Origin of the sequence: Trichocoleus sp. DQ-A1, assembly GCF_039961955.1 — a bacterium.
Lineage (GTDB): Bacteria > Cyanobacteriota > Cyanobacteriia > Cyanobacteriales > FACHB-T130 > FACHB-T130.
Genome location: NZ_JAMPKE010000013.1, coordinates 15,115 through 36,404, shown reverse-complemented (window position 1 = coordinate 36,404; position 21,290 = coordinate 15,115). Strand labels below are relative to the sequence as shown.

The following is a 21,290-nucleotide window of genomic DNA, read 5'->3' as shown; positions in this document are numbered from 1 at the left end:
TTTTAGAAGACTGTGGAGTTCCGCTTGCCTCTAGAGCGGGTAGACTCTTCATGTCTGATTTCACGACCTAGGTAAGTGAGTTGTTGTGATGGCGATTAATCAATTTGTGTCGCTCAGAATTTATGCAACAGGTATTGTAGGTACTCTTGCAAGAAGCTTTTCCCCTCTTCTTTGCTCAACATTTAGTCCACCGTCGAAATACGTAAGTCTTATTGCCGAGGCTTAGAAGAATCTACGTATATTCCTGATGTTGCGCCAAAGATTTTGCGTTAACCTAAGGAGTGAATTAAGGATTTCCTCTACTTACAGAGGGATTTTTCATAAATTTGGGTGCAAGTGACTCTTGCTGCAATGTTAGCGAGAGAAAGCTTACAGGATAATTACCAGTTACTGTTAAGACGATTGTTTCGTCACAGGCTATAGGGAATACTAAGTATGACGCAACGCAAGCGAGCGCTAATTACGGGCATTACGGGACAAGACGGTTCTTACTTGAGCGAATTTTTGCTTGAGCAAGGCTATGAGGTTCACGGGATCATTCGCCGGACTTCTACATTTAATACAGACCGGATCGATTATATGTATGAAGACCCTCACAAAGAGGGTGTGCGGTTGTTTCTGCACTATGGCGATTTAACCGATGGCACGACGCTACGCCGGATTTTAGAACAAGTCCAGCCGGTAGAAATTTATAATTTAGGTGCCCAATCCCACGTCCGCGTTAGTTTTGACTCGCCGGAATACACCGTTGATGCGGTTGGGATGGGGACGCTACGCCTTTTGGAAGCGATTCGGGACTACCAACAACGTACTGGCATTGAGGTACGGTTTTATCAGGCGGGTTCTTCTGAGATGTTTGGTAAGGTACAAGAAGTGCCTCAGAAGGAAACCACACCGTTTTATCCTCGCAGTCCTTATGCTTGTGCGAAGCTTTACGCTCACTGGCAGACGGTGAATTACCGGGAATCCTACGGCCTGTTTGCATGTAACGGGATACTTTTTAACCATGAAAGTCCGCGGCGAGGAGAGACGTTTGTAACGCGCAAGATTACCAGAGCGATCGCTCGCATTGTTGCCGGGAAGCAGAAAAAAATCTACCTGGGCAATCTCGATTCCAAGCGGGACTGGGGCTATGCAAAAGACTATGTAAGAGCAATGTGGCTGATGCTACAGCAACAGGAAGCGGATGATTACGTTGTAGCCACAGGAGAAACTTACTCCATTCGTCAATTCCTGGATATTGCCTTTGAACACGTCAATCTAGATTGGAAAGACTACGTAGAGTTTGACGAACGCTATTTGCGCCCAGCGGAAGTAGATTTACTGATTGGCGATCCCACGAAGGCGCATCAAAAGCTGGGTTGGAAACCATCGGTTACTTTTGAAGAATTAGTTCGCTTGATGGTAGAAGCGGATATGCAAGCTTTGGGCTTGAATTGTCCGAATGGCAATGGTTCGCACTCGCCTCTGGATCTTGCCACGATTCGCCAGAATGTAGGTAGTATGCACGATTAAGTCGTTTTGACTTGTAGGGGCAAGAGCGATCCCCGTTCCCTACTGAGTAATGAGTGATGAGTTAATGCAAAACTCATCACTCATCAATTTTTGGAGATATCCTGAATCCAGTGGAGGATGGCAAGAGATATGGCTACTTTAGATTTAAGCGATAAACGGATTCTCGTCACTGGCGGAGCTGGTTTTTTGGGGCGTCAGGTCGTAGATCGGTTGTGTAAAGCCGGAGCCGATCAAAACAAGATTACGATACCGCGATCGCGCGAGTACGATCTCCGCTCCTTAGAACACTGTCAACGCGCCGTTGAGCAGCAGGATGTCGTGATTCACCTCGCCGCTCACGTCGGTGGCATCGGTCTGAATCTGGTAAAACCCGCTGAATTATTCTACGACAACCTGATGATGGGCACTCAACTGATTCATGCGGCCTATCAAGCAGGGGTTCAAAAATTTGTTTGTGTAGGGACTATCTGCGCTTATCCCAAGTTCACGCCAGTACCATTCAAAGAAGATGACCTCTGGAATGGCTATCCGGAAGAAACTAACGCCCCCTATGGCGTTGCGAAGAAAGCTTTACTGGTGCAACTCCAATCCTACCGGCAGCAGTACGGCTTTAACGGCATTTACCTGTTACCAGTGAACTTGTATGGGCCGGAAGATAACTTCGATCCCAAGAGTTCCCACGTGATCCCAGCTTTAATTCGCAAAGTCCACGAAGCTCAAGCTAGAGGCGATAAGCAGCTACCTGTATGGGGCGATGGGAGTCCCACTCGTGAGTTTCTCTACTCTACAGATGCGGCTTTGGGTATCGTCATGGGTACCCAGGACTACAATGGCGCAGAACCCGTCAATTTGGGAACGGGTTATGAAATCTCTATTAAGGATTTGGTAGAACTGATTTGCGAACTGATGGGCTATCAGGGCGAAATTATCTGGGAAACCGATAAGCCGAACGGTCAACCGCGCCGCTGTTTAGATACAGAACGGGCGAAGCAAGAGTTTGGCTTCACAGCCCAAGTGGACTTCAAGCAAGGGCTGAAGAACACGATCGATTGGTATCGGCAGCACGCTGAGTAAGCGTGAAAAACTCGCCAGTGTAAAGAACCCGTTTTGCCGAACAAAACGGGTTTCTGCGTTGTCAGGAGCGAAAATAGCGATCGCAAAATAAGTCCGCAGGATATCGAGTCACGGAATGGACGATAGCCCCCCTCGCCACAAACCTTAAGTTATAAGACTTGTGAACAAAGTCGATCATCAACTGGATAAACAGCAATTGAGGCGATCGCTTCTCAAAACACGGCAATTGATGCCTATGGAGGAATGGAGAGAAAAGAGCGATCGCATCTGTACCCACCTGGAATCTTCCCACCTATTTACCCAATCCAAAACGGTCTTAGCTTATTTCAGTTTTCGGCAAGAACCTGACCTTAGCCCTCTCATTAGCGCTCGTCGCCAATGGGGATTTCCTCGGTGTGTTGGCGATCGTCTTATTTGGCATCTCTGGAAACCTGGAGACTCCCTACAAAAAGGTGCCTATGGTATTCTTGAACCGCACCCAGATAGCCCTGTTTTACACTCAACAGAGGTAGATTTAATTCTTGTGCCATCTGTAGCTTGTGATGTGCGGGGATATCGTTTAGGTTATGGTGGTGGTTATTACGATCGCTTGCTCAATTCATCTGAATGGGCAACCAAATTAACTATTGGCATTGTCTTTGACTTTGCTTTTTCCCTAGAGTTGCCAATTGATAGCTGGGATAAATCTTTGCAGGGCATCTGTACAGAAACGGGGTTGAGGATGATGCGATGAAATCTCAATTTCTCAATTTTTATTTTTTAATTTCCGCGCAGAGGACATTGTCCTCTGCGCTCCAACCACCTACTTAGAACAAGCATTTGGTTGGACCAATACACTTACTATAATATGACTTAATTAGATTAAAAGCAAGATTTTTTCCAAAAATAAACATCATAAATTATTAATAATAATAATAGAAATAATTATTTATTTTTTTTATTGACTGATTCCAATTAAAGAAAACAGCTATTGTCGCCCAATGATAAATTCCAAAACTCAAAAAACAAACGTGATATATCGCCTTTTTACAACTCAAAACTCAAAAGTTAAAACTTTTTGGATGTATGGGTTCCTGGGAGCGATCGCGCTAGTGATGCTTTTTCCTCTACTTTGGCTCATCAGTACTTCCTTAAAATCTCCCACTGAAAATATCTTTCAGTTCCCACCCCAGATAGTGCCACAAGAGCCGACATTCCAGAACTTCATCACCGTTTGGCAAACCAATCCCTTTGGTCAGTATTTGTTCAACAGTACCCTGGTGGCAGTGCTGACAGTGGGCTTAAATCTGCTATTCTGCTCGCTTGCCGCTTACCCCTTGGCACGGCTGGATTTTCGGGGACGAGACATGGTTTTTGCGGCTGTTGTCTCCACGATTATGATTCCGTTCCAAATTGTGATGATTCCCCTGTACATCTTGACCGTACAGCTAGGTTTGAGAAATACCTATTTGGGTGTTATTTTGCCAAGCATCGCCTCTGCCTTCGGGATTTTCCTACTGCGGCAAGCATTTCAGGGCGTGCCCAAAGAACTAGAAGAAGCGGCTCGGATGGATGGCTGCTCGGAGCTAGGCTTGTGGTGGCACGTCATGCTTCCAGCAATTCGCCCAGCACTGGTAACGCTGGCAATTTTTGTCTTTATCGGTTCTTGGAGTGACTTCCTGTGGCCCTTAATTGTCCTCGACCGACCCGAATATTACACCCTCCCCTTAGGTGTCGCTACCCTTGCCGGGGCATTATCTCTAGATTGGCGACTGGTTGCAGCGGGTTCTGTCATTTCCATTACTCCAGTGCTGCTTGTCTTCCTCTTTTTGCAGCGATATATTGTGCCGACAGATGCAGGGAGCGGCGTCAAAGGTTAATGGTGCTTCAGATCAAGGCGATCGCGCAAAGATTTATCAAAGCACCCTATCCAACCAGAAATTTCCCTTAGAAACAGAGCAGTGCCACTGTTAGCTTTATTTTCAGTTCCAAGAGTCCTGAATTCGACCCGAAAGCGATCGCGCACGAAAGATTTAAGTGGATTCACCTCGATTTAAGTCATGCAATCAGGTGATGGAAACTCACCCAATCGGGTGAACTTTGTGGGAACAACCTGGCTGTTTGCGAAATTTCAATGACTCAGATGGATGTTTCAGAAGTACCTAATTTAAATTCTTGCAGCGATTTCCTTCAGGAGCAGTCACTCTCTATGATTCACCACATTTCTCTCCCCGCTGAAAATCCCCTTCACGTCGCCAATGTCTTTGCAGAGATATGGAATGGGAAGGTTGCCCCATTCCCACCAAATCCAGGCAGTTATATCGTTATTGCTGGCGATGAGTACGGGACGATGATTGAGATTTATCCGGTTGGTACCGAAATGATACCTGGTGAAGGTTACGAGCAGGCAGCATTCATTCAAAACGTTTTGTACTCACCGTTTACAGCTACCCATGCTGCCATATCTGTACCGACGAGCCAAGAACAGATTGAGAAGATTGCCACCCGTGAAGGCTGGCGCGTGCTGCGCTGTAACCGGGACTCGTTTTTTGATGTGATCGAGTTGTGGATTGAGAACAAGCTATTGATTGAACTGCTACCCCCGGAGATTGCCCCTCAATACGTAGCATTTATGCAGCCACAAAACTTGGACAAGTTGTTCTTTGCCACTGCTACAGCAGCGTGAAACGTGGATTAGACAGGCTGGGCGGTTCCTACTCTGCCTAATTAGACAAAGTTGATTCGCTCGTTAATCTTTCAAATTCCGATCGGAAGAACAACTGAAGACGTAGAGGTATAGAAATTAGTTTTCTTCCGGATATAGCTACGTTGTCTATGTAAAACAAAGATTAGTTAGATGCACCCTGATGTTTACCCCTGGAGACAAGCCAGGGGTTTTTCTTTTTAAGGGGTTATTTTGGCCGATTGATATTTTCCGGAGTTGGGATGCAATTCCTTGAGGCTAGCTAGAACAGATTTCTGATAACGTTTGGGGGGAGTTTGATTGAGCGTGCGTCAATGGTTTTTGTCTAACTGGCGTCGTGTTTTTCTGCTCCTCTTGTTGGGAAGTGCCGCGATCGCTCCAGCGACGATCTACTATGTGAATGCAGTTACCAGAAGCGATCGCTATACCGATCCTGCCCAAGTTCCGGCTGAGCGTGTCGCCATTGTTCTTGGTGCAGGCGTATTGCCCGACGGTAGACCCACACCGATGCTAGCCGATCGGGTGGAAGCGGCTGTGCAACTTTATCAGATGGGTCGCGTTAAAAAACTCTTAATGACGGGCGATAATAGCCGCACCGACTACGATGAAGTGAGCGTGATGCAGCGCTACGCAAGCGATCGCGGTGTACCGGCTGCTGATATTGCTCTGGATTATGCTGGTTTCAGCACTTATGAAAGTTGCTATCGCGCACGAGAGATTTTTGGGGTGACACAGGCGGTTGTCATCACGCAGCAGTTCCACTTGTCACGCGCCGTGTATACTTGCCGTCAATTAGGTGTGAATGCGAGCGGCTTGGGTACACCCGATTGGGGACGGTATGGAGATGGGGTGATGAAATCTTATACAACGCGGGAAGCACTCGCGACGGTGAAAGCCGTTTTAGAGGTGAATCTTCTCCGTCCTCAACCAACTTTTTTGGGGCAATTTGAGGGAATAAAGTAGGGACAGGCAAATATCTGTAAAGATAGTAGACTTCTTGCACGGAGTTTTTTATAAAACCGCAGAGGCAAGAAGTCTATTTGTTTTACGATTTGATTGCTGCAATGCGATCGCTTTGCAAGCTGGAGAATAAGCTTTCCCAGTCGGGATTTTGGCTATCTTCTGCCTCTTTTACCTCAAAGGTGAGATTACACGCTTTCGGTTCTTCTAGCGATCGCAAGCACAATTCGGCAATATCTTCCCGGCTGACTTTGCCCCGAATATTGTCACCTTGCTCGAAAACTAACGCCTTGCCTCCCGGTTCTTCAGTCAACGCACAAGGTCTAATAATTGTGTAAGGAATTCCACTTTCCCGGATACTCTCTTCCCCGCGCAATTTCCAAGTAAGGATTCCTCCTAGTTGGTCATTCATTCTCACCGCTGGTGGTTCTTCCTCTAAATTAATGCCAGGACGACCAGGACGAGTCACACCTGCCGAACTGACCATGATAAATTGAGGCACCGCGCCGCCATAAGCTTTGATTGATTCCACCTGCAAAGCAAAGCCGCCTGGTGAAAATTTTGGATTTAGTTCTCCGTCGTATTCAAACTTGCTCAGCATCAACTGGAACGAGCAAATTTTGCTAGGGTTAATTGCTTCGCCATCTTGCAAAGTTTTGGCGCGAAACACAGGAGTTAAGTCAGCGAAGGGAACGCGAACATCGATCCAGGTATTTGCTACGGTATCAAAAGAATAAGAATAAGCAACGCCATCCCATCTGGATTCGGTGCGGATAAAAAATTTGTAGCGTTTTCCATCGCCTCTAACGCGCAATTCCACACCCTCGTATCCTGCCAAATTAATCGGAGTGTCGAAGTTGCGGGTGCGAACGGAAGCAAAACCACCAGAGTTGTCGGTTGACACGTTGCCAGCAAACAGCGCCGTGCCTTCCACCAGTTGTATCCCACTTTGGCTTACGCCACCCATAACGACATCATCCACCGCACCCCAAGTATTCTTGATGTCATCTGAAAGGTTGCTAAAATCAAATACTACTTTTTCAGCTCCCCCCTTCGTCTGAGGGCTAAAGTAGTTGGCAGCAACTTGCACTAAGTTCTTGATGCCTTGATAATCCACGATTTCCGGGCTGTCTACGACTTCGGGCATATAAAACTTGATACCCTGATAATACTTCGCCCGATCCGGTGTATCTCCCCCAACTGGCTGCACGCGAACGCCAGTGCAACAAATCACAGCACTAACGTTCAACATCATTTCCGGAGTCAACGTTTCTGGGATGGTGATATCTCCCTCAAAGAGTTCTACGTTGTCGCCAAGCATTTCCCGCGCTTTCTGAGTATTTCTGACAAGGGCACGCACTGGATAACCCCGTTCAACCAGTCGCCCCACGACTCGCTTACCAACACCACCCGTCGCCCCAGCAACCAGTATCACTCCCACGCGCTTTTCTCCAGTAGGTTTGTCTTGATTATCCTTGGTGCGACCTTGCAGCAACCGCTGAAGGCAGTTGAAGAAAGGAATCACCTCGAAATAGGTCAGCGTTTGCAAAAATCTGCCGAAATCCCATTTAGATCGGTTATTTTGATTCGTCATTTTCTTGTAAAGTTCACGTTTTTAGCTGATTCCCTTTATCTTTGTTTAATAGCCCACTGATTTGAAAACAACTCTCTAATGGAGCAAGATCCTTCAGCCGTCAATGCTGAGACGAATTTACTCATCCTCGATCTTGATGGCACGGTGCGATCGCCACTCTCAAATCACAAGTTTATCCAGCGTCCCGGCGATCAGCAGATTATTAAAGGCGCTGAGGGAGCGATTGCTTACTTCGCCGCGACTGGCTGGAAAATTGTCGGCGTAACCAACCAAGGGGGTGTCGCCAGTGGTAAAAAATCTCTGCAAAGTTGCATCAAAGAGCAGCAGTATACTTTGGATTTATTACCAGAGATAGAAGAAGTTTATTTCTGTCCCGATTTTGAAGGAAAAAAATGTTTTTGCGTCACCTCCAGCGATGTTATTAACTACAGCCAGCACCCTGAATCTGGAAAGTTCCGCAAACCGAATCCAGGAATGCTGAATTTGGCAATACAAAAGCACTTGCCAGACAAAGTGTTAATGATCGGCGATCGCTCTGATGACAGGAATGCAGCAAAAGCCGCAGGCATCAAATTTCAGCAAGCAGAAAGCTGGAGGCAAACCTATGGCGATACTGACGTTTGAACGGATGGGAATGAGGATGCGATCGCCGACTCACTCTTTCCAATCCCAATCCGGTAGGTGAGTTAACAATTATTGTGCCAGAATCAGTTATTAATGCTTACGCAACTGTAATTGCAATTGATTTTGCTCCAGCAAATGCAGATTCATCGGTTACTATTTCCTTTAGTCCAAAATTGGCTGTCTTTTAACGCAAAGAGCGCAAAGGTAAGCGCAAAAGTACGCAAAATTAAAGATGTAAGCTTAAGGTTTGTTAGCGCTTATGCTTCAGTTTCAGCCGCCTGGTTTTGAGCAAAAAATCATAGAAACCTCCCTCGGTTCGATGGTTTACTATACCGCAGTAGAGGACTCGTGGTTAGGGCAACGACAAGCTGAATTGCCACCGTTAATCTTCCTGCATGGCTTTGGTGGCGGAGCTTCTGCCTACGAGTGGTCGAAGGTGTACCCGGCTTTTGCAACGACTCACCGCATATTCGCACCAGATTTAATTGGTTGGGGAGAGTCAGCTCATCCAGTCCGAGATTATCAAATTGCAGACTATTTGAAGACGCTGACGGAGTTTATTGAGAAAATTGCGATTTCTGGAGGAGAGCAAAGCTTTACCCCGGTAAAAGTTGTGGCATCTTTGCTGACGGCGGGTTTCACAATCCGTCTGGCAACTGAACGTCCGGAGTTATTCCAAACGCTATTTTTAGTCTGTCCATCTGGGTTTGCCGATTTTGGGCAAGATGCTGGGCGCAGATTACCGCTTCAAGTAATTGGGACGCCGCTGTTAGATAAGCTAATTTATACGCTTGGCGCGACAAACGAAGTGGCGGTGCGGAGTTTTCTGGAACGCTTCTTGTTTGCTCAGCTAGAACGATTGTCTGAAGAGATAGTAGAGGCTTATTTGGCGTCAGCACAGCAGCCGAATGCAGAATACGCGGCGCTGGCGTTTTTGCGGGGCGATCTTTATTTTGACCTCGCCCTGTATATCCAGCAATTGACGGTGCCGACTTTTATCCTGTGGGGTGAGGAGGCACAATTTATCAGTGTGAATCTAGGGAAACGTTTGGCTGCACTCAATCCAAAAGCAATTCGCCGGTTTCAGCCAATTGTAGGAACGGGAGTGCTACCTCATTTAGAGCAACCAGAAGTCGTAATTGGACTGCTTCAAGGTTATTTCTCAGCAGCGAATTGCTAATTGTGTTTTTCTCAGCCTGCGAAGTAGAGCGCAGCTACGCGAATCCTCTTCTATTAAACGGATGCTTTACATCCTTTGTCTGAGCTAACCGTGAATTTGGGATAAGCAATGCGTTGGTGATTATATTGTTGCCAGACTTGGACGAAAACTTCCGCAATGCGGGATAGTTCTTCTCGCGTTAACCCAGACTCAGCTAACTGGCTGTCTTGCCAACGGGCGCGGAGAATTTTGTTAATCATAGAGAGGGCTTGTTCTGGAGTTGCATCTTTAAGCGATCGCAATGCTGCCTCACAGGAATCTGCCAACATCATTATCCCCGTTTCTCGCGACTGGGGAATCGGGCCATCATAGCGGAAATCTTCTTCCCTCACAATTTTAGTGGGGTCTTTCTCGGCTATCTGCTGCGCTTGGTGATAAAAATAGGCAATCAACATTGTTCCCTGATGTTCCGGGATAAACCCCTGAATTGCTTTGGGCAACCGGCATCGCCGCGCCATCACCATGCCTTCAGTTACGTGCTTTTTAATAATCTCAGCACTCTTCCAGGGGTCATTAATTTCATCATGCTTGTTGGGACCGCCCATCTGATTTTCAATAAATCCTAATGGATCGTGCATTTTCCCAATATCGTGGTACAAAGTACCGGCTCGAACGAGTTCCACATTGCAGCCCAGTTCCCGCGCTGCGGCTTCTGCTAGGGTGGAAACGAACAGCGTATGTTGAAAAGTTCCGGGCGCTTGAGCGGCTAAACGTTTCAACAAGGGACGGTTGGGGTTCGCGAGTTCCGCCAGCCGAATCGGCGTCACCAAGTCAAAGACGTGTTCTAGATAGGGACTCAGACCCAGCGCCACAATACTCCACGCTAAACCGGAAAAACCGCATAAGGCAGCTTCTTGGAGTACGGTGTACCAAATTGAACCCGTTGCGGCACCGAGAATCAGATTTACAATCAGGTAGACAGTGCCTTGAGTTAATCCGACGCCAACGCCAAGGAAAGCGAGTTCTTCGCGCGATCGCATTTTCCCTGCCAGTAAGCTCATCATGATTCCACCCGCCGCACCCGCCAGCAAATAATCCCAAGTAATTGGCAGGCTGACCGATAACACTCCACCCAGCAGTCCGACAACGGTGACACCCAACGCAGAACCGTAGAAACTGCCCACCAATAAACCAACTGCTGGCAAATTCGTATAGCGAATACCCAAACTCACTAGCACTGGCGTACTCAAAGTCAGCAGCAATATCAGCAAGTGATCTCGTTGCCGGATTTGGGGATTAAATCGCCGTTCCACCCGCCAGAACGTACACACGCCACCCGTGACCAGAATTCCAAAACCAATCAATCCAGACCAGCTAAGGCTCCGGCGGCTTAATTGAAAATACTCTAACAGCACAAAATCTGCCTGGGAGATGGTTTCACCGGCGCGGACAATCACCTCATCCTGCCGAACTGCGATCGTTTGCAGTGCCACCGCTTTTGCTGCCTGTTCTGCCAGTTGTTTCGTTTGTTCTGGATCTTCTATTAAGTTGGGGCGCAGTCCCCAGAGCAACATTTGGGTTGCCACCGGCTCAGCTTCCGGGGGAACGAGCAAATTCATTTGCACTCTCAACGCTTGCTGTAAGATACTGTCAGGCAAGCCTGGGGGAATCCCTTGGGTGAGCATCCGTTCGGCAACCTGGGGGATGCCGGTTTTTGTTTGCTGCCAAGCTTCATTTGACAAGTCAAGCAGGGAGGCATCGTAGCGCCTTTCTGGATTGCCATCTGAGAAGGCGGCGACAGCTTTGGCGTATTGCGCGCGGGCTTGGTTAATCGTGCTTATTAGGGCTAAAAAATCTTGAGGACTTGCGGCCTGATGGTAAGCTTGGAGTTCGGCGACAGCAGGTGTTGCGGAAATATTCGATTGACCGTTGGCATCTGGCAATAACCCTGACTGGGGTTGATTCACTTTCATGTCAGTGTCCACCGCTGCCAATATAGAGCGCCACTCCCACTCCGCGCACTTGCGGAGGTCAATCTGAGTGGCAGCAGACAATATGGCAGTCGGAACCATTGGAAAAGAACCGGCTAGTTGTCGGAGGTCGTCGGCGGTACGAAGCGATCGCTCCAAATCATCGTAAACTTGTTCGGTTACGTCTTGCTGGATCGTCAAGACGGGCACGGCACCTGTGCGGGCTGCCTTCCGTTTTTCTTCTGTGGTGAAAGTATCTACGACATTAGCGTCAAAGGTTGCCCGAATCGTCTGCGGTGCTATCTTGCCGACGGCGAGCTTTGGCGCATTGTAGTAGCGCTGCCCCATTGTTCCGGTGAGGGACACCACTGCCAGCAGCCAAACGATCCGAGGACGGTTTCTGCGGTTTTGGAGAGTAGCGCCAAGACCTAATCCTAGACCTTGCCCTGGCATAGCGGCAGGCGAATCAAAAAGTTGGGATGGTAAAAGACTGCGAAGGGGCTGGTACGTCCGCCGCCATTGATCAAGCTGGTGCGTCAATGACTGAAGCGTCTTCATGTTTATAGTATGGCTGTCGTTTTAGGCGACAGGAGTGATGGTAGCGAAAAGTAGATTGGCATTCATAAAAGGCACCTTACAGCAATCTTTACCCTTAATGGCACCCCTTTGTTGGCTTCATCCTACCTTACAAAACACTGCCCAAATTGCCTATCCCCCTTGGGGGATTTATCCGATTAAATTTAATTTTCTTTGACCAGCTTAGCTTGCATGGAGTAGCGATCGCTGGTATTAAAAAAAATTAACGCCGTTGAATTACATGGGGCGCTGCTACAGCGCTGATTTGCTGGACTTGCTTTGCTGTTGAGGCATCATAAACACCAGACCAAACAGCAAGGAGATTGTCTGCTAGTTGAAACAACTGAGCATCTGAGGCGATTCCCCACTTAGGTTGATTCCAAGATAGCCGCCATCCCATAGGAATGCCCACTGTACTGTTATACGCTCCCGATAAAGCACCCGCGATCGCGCAGGTAATCGGGGGTTGGTAGCCGCTACGGGCAGCACGGGCGACACTCAGGCGAAAATCTTCTAGAGTACTGAGGAAGCAGTAAAAACCCAGAGCGATGGGAGTACTCTGGGGCTGGGCATTCCGACATAGTTGAGCGATCGCTATTTCTAAGCTCGCATTTTCTGCTAATAAAATTTGGACTTGCTCTAATTGTTGCACCAGAGGCGTCTGGGAATCTCCTAAGAAGGCAAGGGTTTTGGGAATCAAAGTAGCCCGATTGAGTTTTTCTCGAAGGCATTGAGCGATCGCGTATCCCACTGCTAACGCCCCATCTCTTAAGTCTGGCTCATCTTGCCAGATGCTGACAACTTGTTCTAAATTTTGCCGCAGTTTGGCTTTATATTCATGGGAGAACAGCACAATCGGCAGTGTGGCAATGATCGCTCCTGGCGTAGGCACGTTAGCACTGCTCGCGTCTATCTCTAAAAATTTTTCCGTGAGGTGACGCCAATCTGCGAAATCGAATTTACCCTGCTCAATTAAGCTTTCTGCACCCCAAACCGCCATTTTGCCCCAGCTAGTAGGCTGCTGAGACTGTTTTTTGCTCAAAGGGGTGAAATCCCCGAATGCAGCGCCCAACAAGGTGCCGCGAAACCGACTTAACAGAGAGTAGCGCATGATTTCTATCGTAGAGGCGATCGCGACTTAGACAGCGTTCTCTCAACATCTGCCGTGCTATAGTCTACCGTCTCCCCAGTAGAATCGCATCTTCACTGAAAATTTTCTCTTGTAATGACTTCTCCTGTTTGGATATTTTTCAAAAAAGGAATTCCTATCCAAACTTCTATCGAGAAATTATAAGATGAATTGTAGTCATCGACGATATAACATCCATTAAAACTGCGAGTTTTCTTCAGGGAAATATTCCAACTCGGTGGAGAAATACTCCAATATTTAGCTTTTTCACTAGATTCGTTTTGTAAATTTGTTTTACTAATTTTATAAGGAACTTCAATAATATCGATTAAATCATAAGCATATTCATACTTATCCAAAATACTTAGAATATCTTCCCAACTTTGAACTTTTATTTTTTTGTCAAAAATTCGTGAATTCAGCCAAGAATTACCAATTTCAACCAGTTGTTTCGCGATTAATTCTACCCGATGCTTGTCTTGCTTGAGAAACTCTAAATCTTCGGGAAGTAATACCCTGTTAGGCAGGATAGTCCAAACTTCAAAGGAAGTCTCTGTTTCTGTATCAAATGAGAAAGTAGATTTTTTTATACCTGGTATGTCTTCAAAAACTTGCACAGCACTAATGGGTGCTAGGGAGTCTAAGTATTTAGATTTAGTAGAACCTATTTCAACTTCTGGTAAATCTTTTGGGTAATTCGCCGCTAAATGATAATCTGGAGCCTTACATAGCTCTTCTGGAAGATAGGATTTTGTTGAAGTTTGCACTGCGCTTCTCCATTGGAATAATTTTTGTTTCAACAGAGTAGCAGAGCGAGTAAGACTATTCAGTGTTGCAGTTTACTAAAAATAAATAGTTTTAATTATCAAGTATTTTCATCCGCCTAAAGATAGATAAAAAAATGAATAACGAACACCAAGCGATCGCTCATCAAATTTTATAGACGGAAAACAAGTCAAGTATGGGGAAGAGAAATGCAACAACTGAAACTTAGAGTAAGATTCCCTATCTATAGTAAGAATTCAGATGCCAAATGCGCGAATTATGCTAAATTTGGTCGTCCTTCGGAATGGATATGAAAATTCTTTTTCATCGTTGCACTGGGCCGCAAGGCTCACAGCGACTCCAGATTTTAATTGTCATTACCAGCATTTTCTTCATTACCATTCCATCTGGGCTTGCCCAGGAGGCTACCTCGCCAAAATCCACACCCGTAAGGATTTCAACTGAAGAACAATATTTTGCTGATGTTGTTGTCAGAGGACGCCCAGTTTTTCAAGTAGGTAGTTTATCGGGAATCAGCGCTCAAGAGCGATCGCAAATTATCAATCGGCGGATTGCCAGTATACTGCTGCAATCAGAGGCTTTGGGGCAAGTCACCGTTAAACCGGACAATCCACGGAAGATAGCCACCTTACAACTCAATAACCGAGTCTTAATGTCAGTAACTCAACAGGACGCCCGCGACTTTGGGGTGTCTGTAGAGGTGCTTGGCGAGAAATGGGCGAACCAATTAAATCAAGCTTTCAAAAAACCCCCCCTAGCCATTGATGTCGGACAGCGACTTTATCTTACCGTGCGCGATCTGGTACGGGACGCCATCAGCAGCTTGCCCTTAATTTTAGGGGCATTGGTCGTCGTTGGCATCACCTGGGTAGGTGCTAGAGGCGTCCGTTACATAGCTTTAAAATGGGCGCAGAAAGAGACAGAAGGCGATCGCAGCACTGAAATTCTGATGGGGCGAGTGGGATACGGTGGAGTCTGGGTTATTGGCTCTGTCATCGCTCTAGGCGTCTTGGGGCTTGACATTGGGGCTTTGCTGGGGGCATTGGGACTTACTAGTGTCGCGATTGGTTTCGCCCTCAAAGAGGTTTTCAGTAACTACATTTCCGGGATGATTTTACTTGCCGCCCGACCTTTTCGGTTAGGCGATCAAGTGACGATCAAGGAATTTGAGGGAACCGTTACCCAAATCCAACTGCGGGCAACCACTCTAAATACCTATGATGGGCGGAAGGTGTATATCCCGAATCAAGAAGTTTTCCTTGCCAGCATTATTAATAACACAGCTTTCAAGCACCGCCGCAGTTCGGTTACGGTTGGCATTGCCTATGGTGCCAATATCTCTACTGCTAAACAAGTGATTACTGATGCCGTTCTTAAAGTCAAAGGCGTGCAGCCAAAACCAGTGCCAGAAGTCCTTGTCCGGGAACTGGATTCTGGAAAGGTGAATTTGGAAATCCGCTTTTGGGTGAATTCTCGGCGTTTGGAGTTTTTAGAAACCACTTCTAAAGCGAATGAGGCGATTAAAGAAGCCTTGCACAAAGCGGAGATTGAAATACCTACCGAAATTTATACATTGTTGGTACGCAAATCGCAGACTGAGGCTGATGTCTACCCCACCGACTGGGATTCCCAGAAGCGGCTTCCGAACGGCAAGTAAGCTGTTCTAGGCTCCCAGTCTGTTAGCTCCGAATGTTAGCTCCGAATAAAGCGCGATCGCTTTTCTACTGCACCTGTGGCACCGATGGAGGTGCAGAACTGACACCGCTTCCCTTGCCTCGGTTGTATTTCAAATAAAACCCTGCCACTACTAACAAGATAATCGCGAGGGTACCAATACCAAGGGGGCTGGGAAGCCAGAATACTGCCTCAAGATGGTTCACCTCACCAGGTTTGAGTGTCCAAACTAACAGATGTCCTTTCTCCGAGACAACTGGGTTGATAGCATTTTCCGCCTTCTCAACACTCCGCGCCCCCCAAGGAGTTCTCAAGCTAAAGTCTAGATCGAACAGCGAACCGGGACTAACGATAACGTTACCGTTAGTAGAAAGAACGCCGAGCGATCGCAAATCCAAATCGTAGCTTAAGTGATTCCGTATCCAGAACAGGAAATTCCCCTGTCTCAGACTCAGGTGGGAATTAATCTTTGGTAAATCTGTCTCTGTCGCCGCCTGAGAACCTTTCTTTACAGGGGGATTAAAAAACTGGTTAAACTTCTCTTCCAGTTCCGCACCGCTAGCGAACGGGATTGTCACCACAACTTCCTGGTTTGAGATGCGCTTCGTTTTCCCTTGCAATTGTCGCGCCCGACGCTGAAGGCTATCTAACCATTCCTGTGCCTGCTCGCTGCTCAATGCCGTCAGCTGTTCGCCCAACTTGATATGCTGGACAATCTCGCCACGGTTCGGATTCTCGAACCTCACCCCAGCATCATACTGAACGCAGCCCGACAGCAATACGACCGCTAACAGCATCGCCCAAAGAACCCGCATTTTCGGCAATACTTTACCGAAAGCACCCCTCGCACTCTGACTCAACACAGCTAACTTCACGCCTTTCTCTCCTCCTTACTTCTCTGGTTGCCTTCTCTCGTGCCGGAAGTCGTTCGTTACCCTTGCCGCGCCGCTACACCCAACTGCTGGAACAACAAACTCGGCAAGAAACTACCCCCGCCTACCCATTCCGGCTTATCACCCAAATCCACCAAATTTTTAAACGCCTCAAAAATACTACCAGCCACCATCGTATTCTTGACTCGACCGACAATCTGACCTTTTTCCACCTTGTAGCCTAAATCCAGATTGACAGAAAACTCTCCCGCTAGTTGATTCGACTGTCCAGCACCGAGAACCTGATCCACAATCACCCCCTCATCCATGCTGGCAATTAAATCCGCTGTCGATGTCTTCCCAGGCGCAAAGCAGAGATTTACTAACTCTGGGCTGGGACGCGACAAACCACCCCGAAAGCCGTTTCCTGTTGACTCACAGCCAGCCCTGGCTGCCCAGCGCCGATCCCAATAAAATTCTTTTACCGTGCCTTTCTCGATAAGCACTTTGCGACGGGTGGGCGTTCCTTCATCGTCAAAAGCACAGGCAGATGGCCCGATGCTGGGATCTTCAAATAAATTTAAGCGTTCGTCAAATAGGGTTTCGCCCAGTTTACCGACCAGAGGAGAGGCTTTTTGGACGATACTTTGACCGGAGAGAACCGTTTTAAATAGGCGTCCGATGGCACTAGCGGCAGCTCTAGGATTAAACAGAACGGGGAAAGATCCGCTCTGAATGGTCGCTGGCTGCTCTGCTAGAGCGTATTTTCGTAACAAATCTTCTAGAAGGCGATTAAAATCTGGGACGCCTTCACGGGCAATATCGGAGCTATAAACCTGGAGAAAATCTTCACCCCGTACCAAATTCCCCGAAAGGCTGGCACTGACAACCTGGCTGGTGCGCGAGGCGTAGACATCCGCACTGGTTGCAATTTTTACGTTATTTGTCCGGACGTGGAACCCCACATCTACCAGAATATCGGAGTTGTAGTCGTGGATTTGAGAAATTAAGCGATCGCCCACTTCCACTAATTCCTGGGTTGCTGGTGGCGTATATTTTTTTTCCGGTTCCGTCACCTGTACATCCGCCGCAAATTCAAACTCAGCCTTGTCGCCAATTTCTGAAGTTTGTACGGCAGCATCCACCAAATCTTCCAGCCGCGTCAAGTCTGTGGAACTGGCAAAACCCAGCCTCCCCTCGTGTAGCACCCGCAGCGCGACTCCTTGCAGTGCTTTGGTTTGCAGGGATTTTAAGCGATTGTTTTCAAACTCAACTGGTGTGTCTTGGCTTGATAGATAGTAAACCTCAGCGGAGTCGGTTCGTCCCTTCGCCAATTTCAGAATCTGCTCCAGCGTCGCATCAGTCACCATCTCAGGTTCTCCCGCTTCACCCATACCATCTTAAAGCTACCAGAGGGACTCGTCGCACTACTGCCCTAAATACCACTGTAAAGACAGACAGGAAGTTTACCGACTGCTGCTAATTGTTCTACGACTTTTAATTGGAGAAAAATCTCCTCAACAACTCAAACAGAAGCTGGATTTGCGATTAGATGAATTTTCCCAACCTAGGAAAGCCCATCCAGTCACGCCATATTGGGCATAAAAAAAGGTTTGCGGGAAGCCAAACAAGAACCCAATCACAGATAAAATTAGCGTTCAAAAATTAAACCAAGCCAATCCACCGAGTGTCAAACCAATGGCAACCAAGGCAACCCAAATAAACAAATTGTCCTTGGTATTTACTTGGCTGAGATCGATGGGTTCCGGTTCTGGACGCTTTTGAGGAGTTTTCGTAGCAGCCTGAAGATTGCTCCCCCGGCGAAATTCCGGTTCGCTGTCAGCGAGAGTTGTGAGATCGGGAATCTCTGTCAGCCATTCTGGACGCCTGCTGAGTTGCGGGGCTTCCATAATGTAGAGTAAGCGACGGCTTTGCTTGCTAGTTTGTGGATCGGGATGATGTCGCAGCTGTTTGCAGAGGGCGATCGCTTCTGTTGTTTGTCCTGCTGCTTCGTAAGCCGTCACCAGCCAAATCAATATTTCTCCTCCCAATCGGGAGTTTCGAGTCACCAAGCTACTTGCCTTCTCTAAATGCTGCACTGACTGGCGGTAATCTCCACGTTCAAATGCCGCTGTGCCAGTCTGGTACTCGGTTTTAATAATGTCCTGGGTTTCTGAATTCACTTTGCCAATCGAATTTAAAGAGAACTTTTTTGTGCTTTGTACGTCATCACCGACAGCCCCTTTAAATTTTAGCGAAGCAGATTATCCTGTAATCAAGACGGCTAAAATCAATTGCCTTTGCCAGGGTTTTCGAGAGCATCGAAAGACAAAAATTGCCAGATGCCAGCTCGGAAGATTTATCGTCTGTAAGGGGTGGTTTCTGTTTCGTTGTTTCAACATCACCCGTTCAGGTGAATCAACGAGGGGAATTTTCCTCGCTTTGCCAGGGTTTATCTTAAGAAGTCATTCAAAATTTCATACTTAGCACCATCCAAAAGATTAGGATGTAAAACCATGCTCAAAACCCTACCTCTGCCGTTGCATCGTTTTCATCGGTTTTGCCTTGCCACCGGCTTAGCACCCTTGACGCTGGGCATTACGGTACTAACCGGGGCGATTTCCCCAGCCAAGGCACAATTAATCATTCAGCAAGGCGTGCCTACTTATGGATTTCCCCAGCATGGAGTTCCCCAGCCGTCGTCGGGTAGCTTTGTTTATGGCAGTCCGATTCCCAGTCCGATTCCGATAAACCCAACGACGGGGATGAGCGATCGCGGATCGAGTAATTACTATCGAGTCAATCCCGGCTACTATCCGAGTTATCCCGACTACTACCAGGGTTATCCCAACTCCTATCCGAGTTATCCTGACGACTACTACCAGGGTTATCCCAACTCCTATCCGAGTTATCCCGGCTACCCGGTGGGATCGCACAGGAGAGTCAACAACTCGACACTGCTCAACCCCACCTTAATCAATCCCCAGATTCGGGATTCTATCCTGATTAATCCAGTGATTGTGAATCCGCGAGGCAATCGCAGACGCTTCAACCAACCCAGGCAGATTATTATTCGTTAATCGCGCACGCCTAAGTCATAGACCCTAAGTCATAAACTCAGAGGCGATAATCATCGAGCCGATACCGGCGTCGGTGAAAATTTCTAATAGGAGTGCGTGGGGAATACGACCGTCAATAATATGAGTAGCCCGAACGCCTTGAGCAAGCGATCGCACGCAACATTTGACCTTGGGAATCATCCCACCGCCCACGATACCCTTCTCAATTAGACGCCTCGCTTCGGCGATATCCACTTTGGCAATCAGAGTGGAGGGATCTTTGTAATCCTGCAAGATCCCTGCTGTATCTGTGAGCAAAATCAACTTTTCTGCCCCCAAAGCTGCCGCAAGTTCCCCAGCTACGGTATCCGCATTGATGTTATAGGCTTGTCCCCTGTCATCGGTTGCCACGCTAGACACTACAGGGATATATCCGCTACTCACCAGTGACTGCAAAAGCTTGATATCAATACTGTTCACTTCTCCCACAAAACCAATGCCCTCTACCCCTTCTGGTCGGGCTTTGATCAAGTTGCCGTCTGTGCCGCAAAGTCCAACAGCGGAACCGCCAGCACGGTTAATTAAGGAGACAATTTCTTTATTGACCCGACCCACTAAAACCATTTCCACCACCTCCATTGTGGCGGCATCGGTTACACGCAGGCCATTTTTAAATTGGGGTTCGATTCCCAGTTTACCCAGCCAAGAGTTTATTTCTGGACCACCGCCATGTACCACGACGGGACGCAAGCCTACACAGGATAAGAATACAATGTCGCGCATTACCTTATCTTTGAGCGAAGCGTCTTTCATCGCCGCGCCGCCGTATTTAACGACAACGGTGCGACCGGCAAATTGCTGGATGTAGGGTAGTGCTTCGCTTAGCACTCGAACGCGAGTCGCTTCAGCTTTCTTGAGGTATTCGCTATCGTTAAGCATTGCTTAGCAGGATGATGCCAGTAATCGTTTTCTAGAAGTTTAGTGCATACTGGCGTCTGCGGCACGATTAGAGGCGGCTGTTTCCAGTTTTACTGACCGTTATTGTCTGGCTTTGGCTTAAGAACTGTGGGAATAGCTTCAATTACTTGCGTAGCAATTTGTTCGGGAGTTTGCCCCTCGCCAACGGTGATGTGCAGGTCGGCTTGGGCGTACAGCGGTTTTCGTTGCTCAAACCGCTTTGGGAATTCGGTCGCGATGTCAGCGTTTTTTAACAGAGGTCGGGTGGTATCGTTTTGCAAACGGGCGACTAAAAGTTCCACAGGGACATCCAGCCATACGACGAGACCGTGTTGGAGATAGCTCCAATTTTCTCGCTTCAGGATAATACCGCCGCCAGTAGCGATCGCTAACTTCGTATAAGCCGACAATTCGGACAGCACTTGGCTTTCCAGCTTCCGAAAGCTTTCTTCCCCGTCACTGGCAAAAATCTCATTAATCGATTTTTTGGCAACTTGCTCAATTACAGCGTCGGTATCGAAAAAGCGATAATCCAGATGCTGCGCCAATAAGCGTCCCACGCTTGTCTTTCCCGCACCCATCATGCCAATCAGATAGACATTGATGCCCTTGAGCCGGTCGCGTAGGTTCTGATTGCTATTTTCCATATTTACAATTG

19 protein-coding genes are annotated in these 21,290 nt (G+C 47.6%); 10 read left to right on the top strand and 9 right to left on the bottom strand.

Annotation, left to right across the window (positions count from 1 at the left end; genetic code table 11):
• The first annotated feature begins 435 nt into the window (after positions 1–435).
• The 6 genes from gmd to NDI33_RS14430 all read left to right on the top strand — a co-directional run bounded on the left by gmd (position 436) and on the right by NDI33_RS14430 (position 6,235).
• Positions 436–1,515 carry a GDP-mannose 4,6-dehydratase gene (gene gmd / locus NDI33_RS14455; protein ID WP_190410680.1) on the top strand — a complete coding sequence of 360 codons (1,080 nt, stop codon included), beginning with the start codon at positions 436–438 and terminating at the stop codon, positions 1,513–1,515.
• Positions 1,516–1,644: 129 nt separating this feature from the next.
• Positions 1,645–2,589 carry a GDP-L-fucose synthase gene (locus tag NDI33_RS14450; RefSeq protein ID WP_190410679.1) on the top strand — a complete coding sequence of 315 codons (945 nt, stop codon included), beginning with the start codon at positions 1,645–1,647 and terminating at the stop codon, positions 2,587–2,589.
• A 160-nt stretch (positions 2,590–2,749) separates the two neighbouring features.
• Positions 2,750–3,322, top strand: a complete 573-nt coding sequence (locus NDI33_RS14445; RefSeq protein ID WP_347275952.1) for a 5-formyltetrahydrofolate cyclo-ligase — start codon at positions 2,750–2,752, stop codon at positions 3,320–3,322.
• Between the two features lie 328 nt (positions 3,323–3,650).
• Positions 3,651–4,448, top strand: a complete 798-nt coding sequence (locus NDI33_RS14440) for a carbohydrate ABC transporter permease (RefSeq protein WP_242030340.1) — start codon at positions 3,651–3,653, stop codon at positions 4,446–4,448.
• A 329-nt stretch (positions 4,449–4,777) separates the two neighbouring features.
• Positions 4,778–5,254: a hypothetical protein gene (locus NDI33_RS14435; RefSeq protein WP_190679031.1), complete on the top strand. Its 477-nt coding sequence runs from the start codon at positions 4,778–4,780 to the stop codon at positions 5,252–5,254.
• Positions 5,255–5,617: 363 nt separating this feature from the next.
• Complete coding sequence (locus tag NDI33_RS14430; RefSeq protein WP_242033308.1) at positions 5,618–6,235, top strand: ElyC/SanA/YdcF family protein; 618 nt, start codon at positions 5,618–5,620, stop codon at positions 6,233–6,235.
• A gap of 82 nt (positions 6,236–6,317) precedes the next feature.
• On the opposite strand, the gene NDI33_RS14425 is transcribed toward NDI33_RS14430, so the two are convergent.
• Complete coding sequence (locus NDI33_RS14425) at positions 6,318–7,826, bottom strand: CIA30 family protein (RefSeq protein WP_190410676.1); 1,509 nt, start codon at positions 7,824–7,826, stop codon at positions 6,318–6,320.
• Between the two features lie 78 nt (positions 7,827–7,904).
• Here NDI33_RS14425 and NDI33_RS14420 point away from each other — a divergent pair, with 78 nt between their 5' ends.
• Both NDI33_RS14420 and NDI33_RS14415 read left to right on the top strand, forming a co-directional pair.
• Entirely contained in the window at positions 7,905–8,450 is a 546-nt protein-coding gene (locus tag NDI33_RS14420; RefSeq protein WP_190679029.1) for an HAD-IIIA family hydrolase, read from the top strand.
• A gap of 259 nt (positions 8,451–8,709) precedes the next feature.
• Positions 8,710–9,630, top strand: a complete 921-nt coding sequence (locus NDI33_RS14415) for an alpha/beta hydrolase (RefSeq protein WP_190679028.1) — start codon at positions 8,710–8,712, stop codon at positions 9,628–9,630.
• A 53-nt stretch (positions 9,631–9,683) separates the two neighbouring features.
• Here the strand turns inward: NDI33_RS14415 and NDI33_RS14410 are convergent, their stop codons facing one another.
• The 3 genes from NDI33_RS14410 to NDI33_RS14400 all read right to left on the bottom strand — a co-directional run bounded on the left by NDI33_RS14410 (position 9,684) and on the right by NDI33_RS14400 (position 14,051).
• Positions 9,684–12,137, bottom strand: a complete 2,454-nt coding sequence (locus tag NDI33_RS14410; protein WP_190679027.1) for an HD family phosphohydrolase — start codon at positions 12,135–12,137, stop codon at positions 9,684–9,686.
• 241 nt (positions 12,138–12,378) lie between these two features.
• Positions 12,379–13,266 (bottom strand): ADP-ribosylglycohydrolase family protein, encoded by an 888-nt coding sequence (locus tag NDI33_RS14405; protein ID WP_190679026.1) that lies wholly within the window; start codon positions 13,264–13,266, stop codon positions 12,379–12,381.
• Positions 13,267–13,358: 92 nt separating this feature from the next.
• Complete coding sequence (locus NDI33_RS14400) at positions 13,359–14,051, bottom strand: hypothetical protein (protein WP_190679024.1); 693 nt, start codon at positions 14,049–14,051, stop codon at positions 13,359–13,361.
• A gap of 308 nt (positions 14,052–14,359) precedes the next feature.
• Here NDI33_RS14400 and NDI33_RS14395 point away from each other — a divergent pair, with 308 nt between their 5' ends.
• The gene (locus tag NDI33_RS14395; protein ID WP_190679022.1) at positions 14,360–15,727 is read left to right on the top strand and encodes a mechanosensitive ion channel family protein; all 1,368 of its coding nucleotides are present in this window, start codon (positions 14,360–14,362) and stop codon (positions 15,725–15,727) included.
• 64 nt (positions 15,728–15,791) lie between these two features.
• On the opposite strand, the gene NDI33_RS14390 is transcribed toward NDI33_RS14395, so the two are convergent.
• From NDI33_RS14390 to NDI33_RS14380, 3 genes are all read right to left on the bottom strand, one after another.
• Entirely contained in the window at positions 15,792–16,619 is an 828-nt protein-coding gene (locus NDI33_RS14390; RefSeq protein ID WP_347275951.1) for a DUF3153 domain-containing protein, read from the bottom strand.
• 56 nt (positions 16,620–16,675) lie between these two features.
• Positions 16,676–17,983, bottom strand: coding sequence for a metallopeptidase TldD-related protein (locus tag NDI33_RS14385; protein ID WP_190679142.1), 1,308 nt, complete (start codon positions 17,981–17,983; stop codon positions 16,676–16,678).
• Positions 17,984–18,274: 291 nt separating this feature from the next.
• A complete protein-coding gene (locus tag NDI33_RS14380) occupies positions 18,275–18,799 on the bottom strand; it encodes a tetratricopeptide repeat protein (protein ID WP_190679020.1) in 525 nt (174 codons plus the stop codon).
• A 333-nt stretch (positions 18,800–19,132) separates the two neighbouring features.
• Here NDI33_RS14380 and NDI33_RS14375 point away from each other — a divergent pair, with 333 nt between their 5' ends.
• Entirely contained in the window at positions 19,133–19,696 is a 564-nt protein-coding gene (locus NDI33_RS14375; protein ID WP_190679018.1) for a hypothetical protein, read from the top strand.
• Positions 19,697–19,720: 24 nt separating this feature from the next.
• On the opposite strand, the gene argB is transcribed toward NDI33_RS14375, so the two are convergent.
• Complete coding sequence (gene argB, locus NDI33_RS14370) at positions 19,721–20,614, bottom strand: acetylglutamate kinase (protein ID WP_190679016.1); 894 nt, start codon at positions 20,612–20,614, stop codon at positions 19,721–19,723.
• 89 nt (positions 20,615–20,703) lie between these two features.
• Positions 20,704–21,279: a shikimate kinase gene (locus NDI33_RS14365; protein WP_190679140.1), complete on the bottom strand. Its 576-nt coding sequence runs from the start codon at positions 21,277–21,279 to the stop codon at positions 20,704–20,706.
• Positions 21,280–21,290: the final 11 nt, after the last annotated feature.

Coding starts and splice junctions, on each gene's coding strand:
- NDI33_RS14375 (WP_190679018.1), top strand. CDS start 19,133: ATGCTCAAAACCCTACCTCTGCCGTTGCATCGTTTTCATCGGTTTTGC.
- NDI33_RS14420 (WP_190679029.1), top strand. CDS start 7,905: ATGGAGCAAGATCCTTCAGCCGTCAATGCTGAGACGAATTTACTCATC.
- NDI33_RS14415 (WP_190679028.1), top strand. CDS start 8,710: ATGCTTCAGTTTCAGCCGCCTGGTTTTGAGCAAAAAATCATAGAAACC.
- NDI33_RS14435 (WP_190679031.1), top strand. CDS start 4,778: ATGATTCACCACATTTCTCTCCCCGCTGAAAATCCCCTTCACGTCGCC.
- NDI33_RS14425 (WP_190410676.1), bottom strand. CDS start 7,826: ATGACGAATCAAAATAACCGATCTAAATGGGATTTCGGCAGATTTTTG.
- NDI33_RS14405 (WP_190679026.1), bottom strand. CDS start 13,266: ATGCGCTACTCTCTGTTAAGTCGGTTTCGCGGCACCTTGTTGGGCGCT.
- NDI33_RS14450 (WP_190410679.1), top strand. CDS start 1,645: ATGGCTACTTTAGATTTAAGCGATAAACGGATTCTCGTCACTGGCGGA.
- argB (WP_190679016.1), bottom strand. CDS start 20,614: ATGCTTAACGATAGCGAATACCTCAAGAAAGCTGAAGCGACTCGCGTT.
- NDI33_RS14395 (WP_190679022.1), top strand. CDS start 14,360: ATGAAAATTCTTTTTCATCGTTGCACTGGGCCGCAAGGCTCACAGCGA.
- NDI33_RS14365 (WP_190679140.1), bottom strand. CDS start 21,279: ATGGAAAATAGCAATCAGAACCTACGCGACCGGCTCAAGGGCATCAAT.
- NDI33_RS14410 (WP_190679027.1), bottom strand. CDS start 12,137: ATGAAGACGCTTCAGTCATTGACGCACCAGCTTGATCAATGGCGGCGG.
- gmd (WP_190410680.1), top strand. CDS start 436: ATGACGCAACGCAAGCGAGCGCTAATTACGGGCATTACGGGACAAGAC.
- NDI33_RS14440 (WP_242030340.1), top strand. CDS start 3,651: ATGTATGGGTTCCTGGGAGCGATCGCGCTAGTGATGCTTTTTCCTCTA.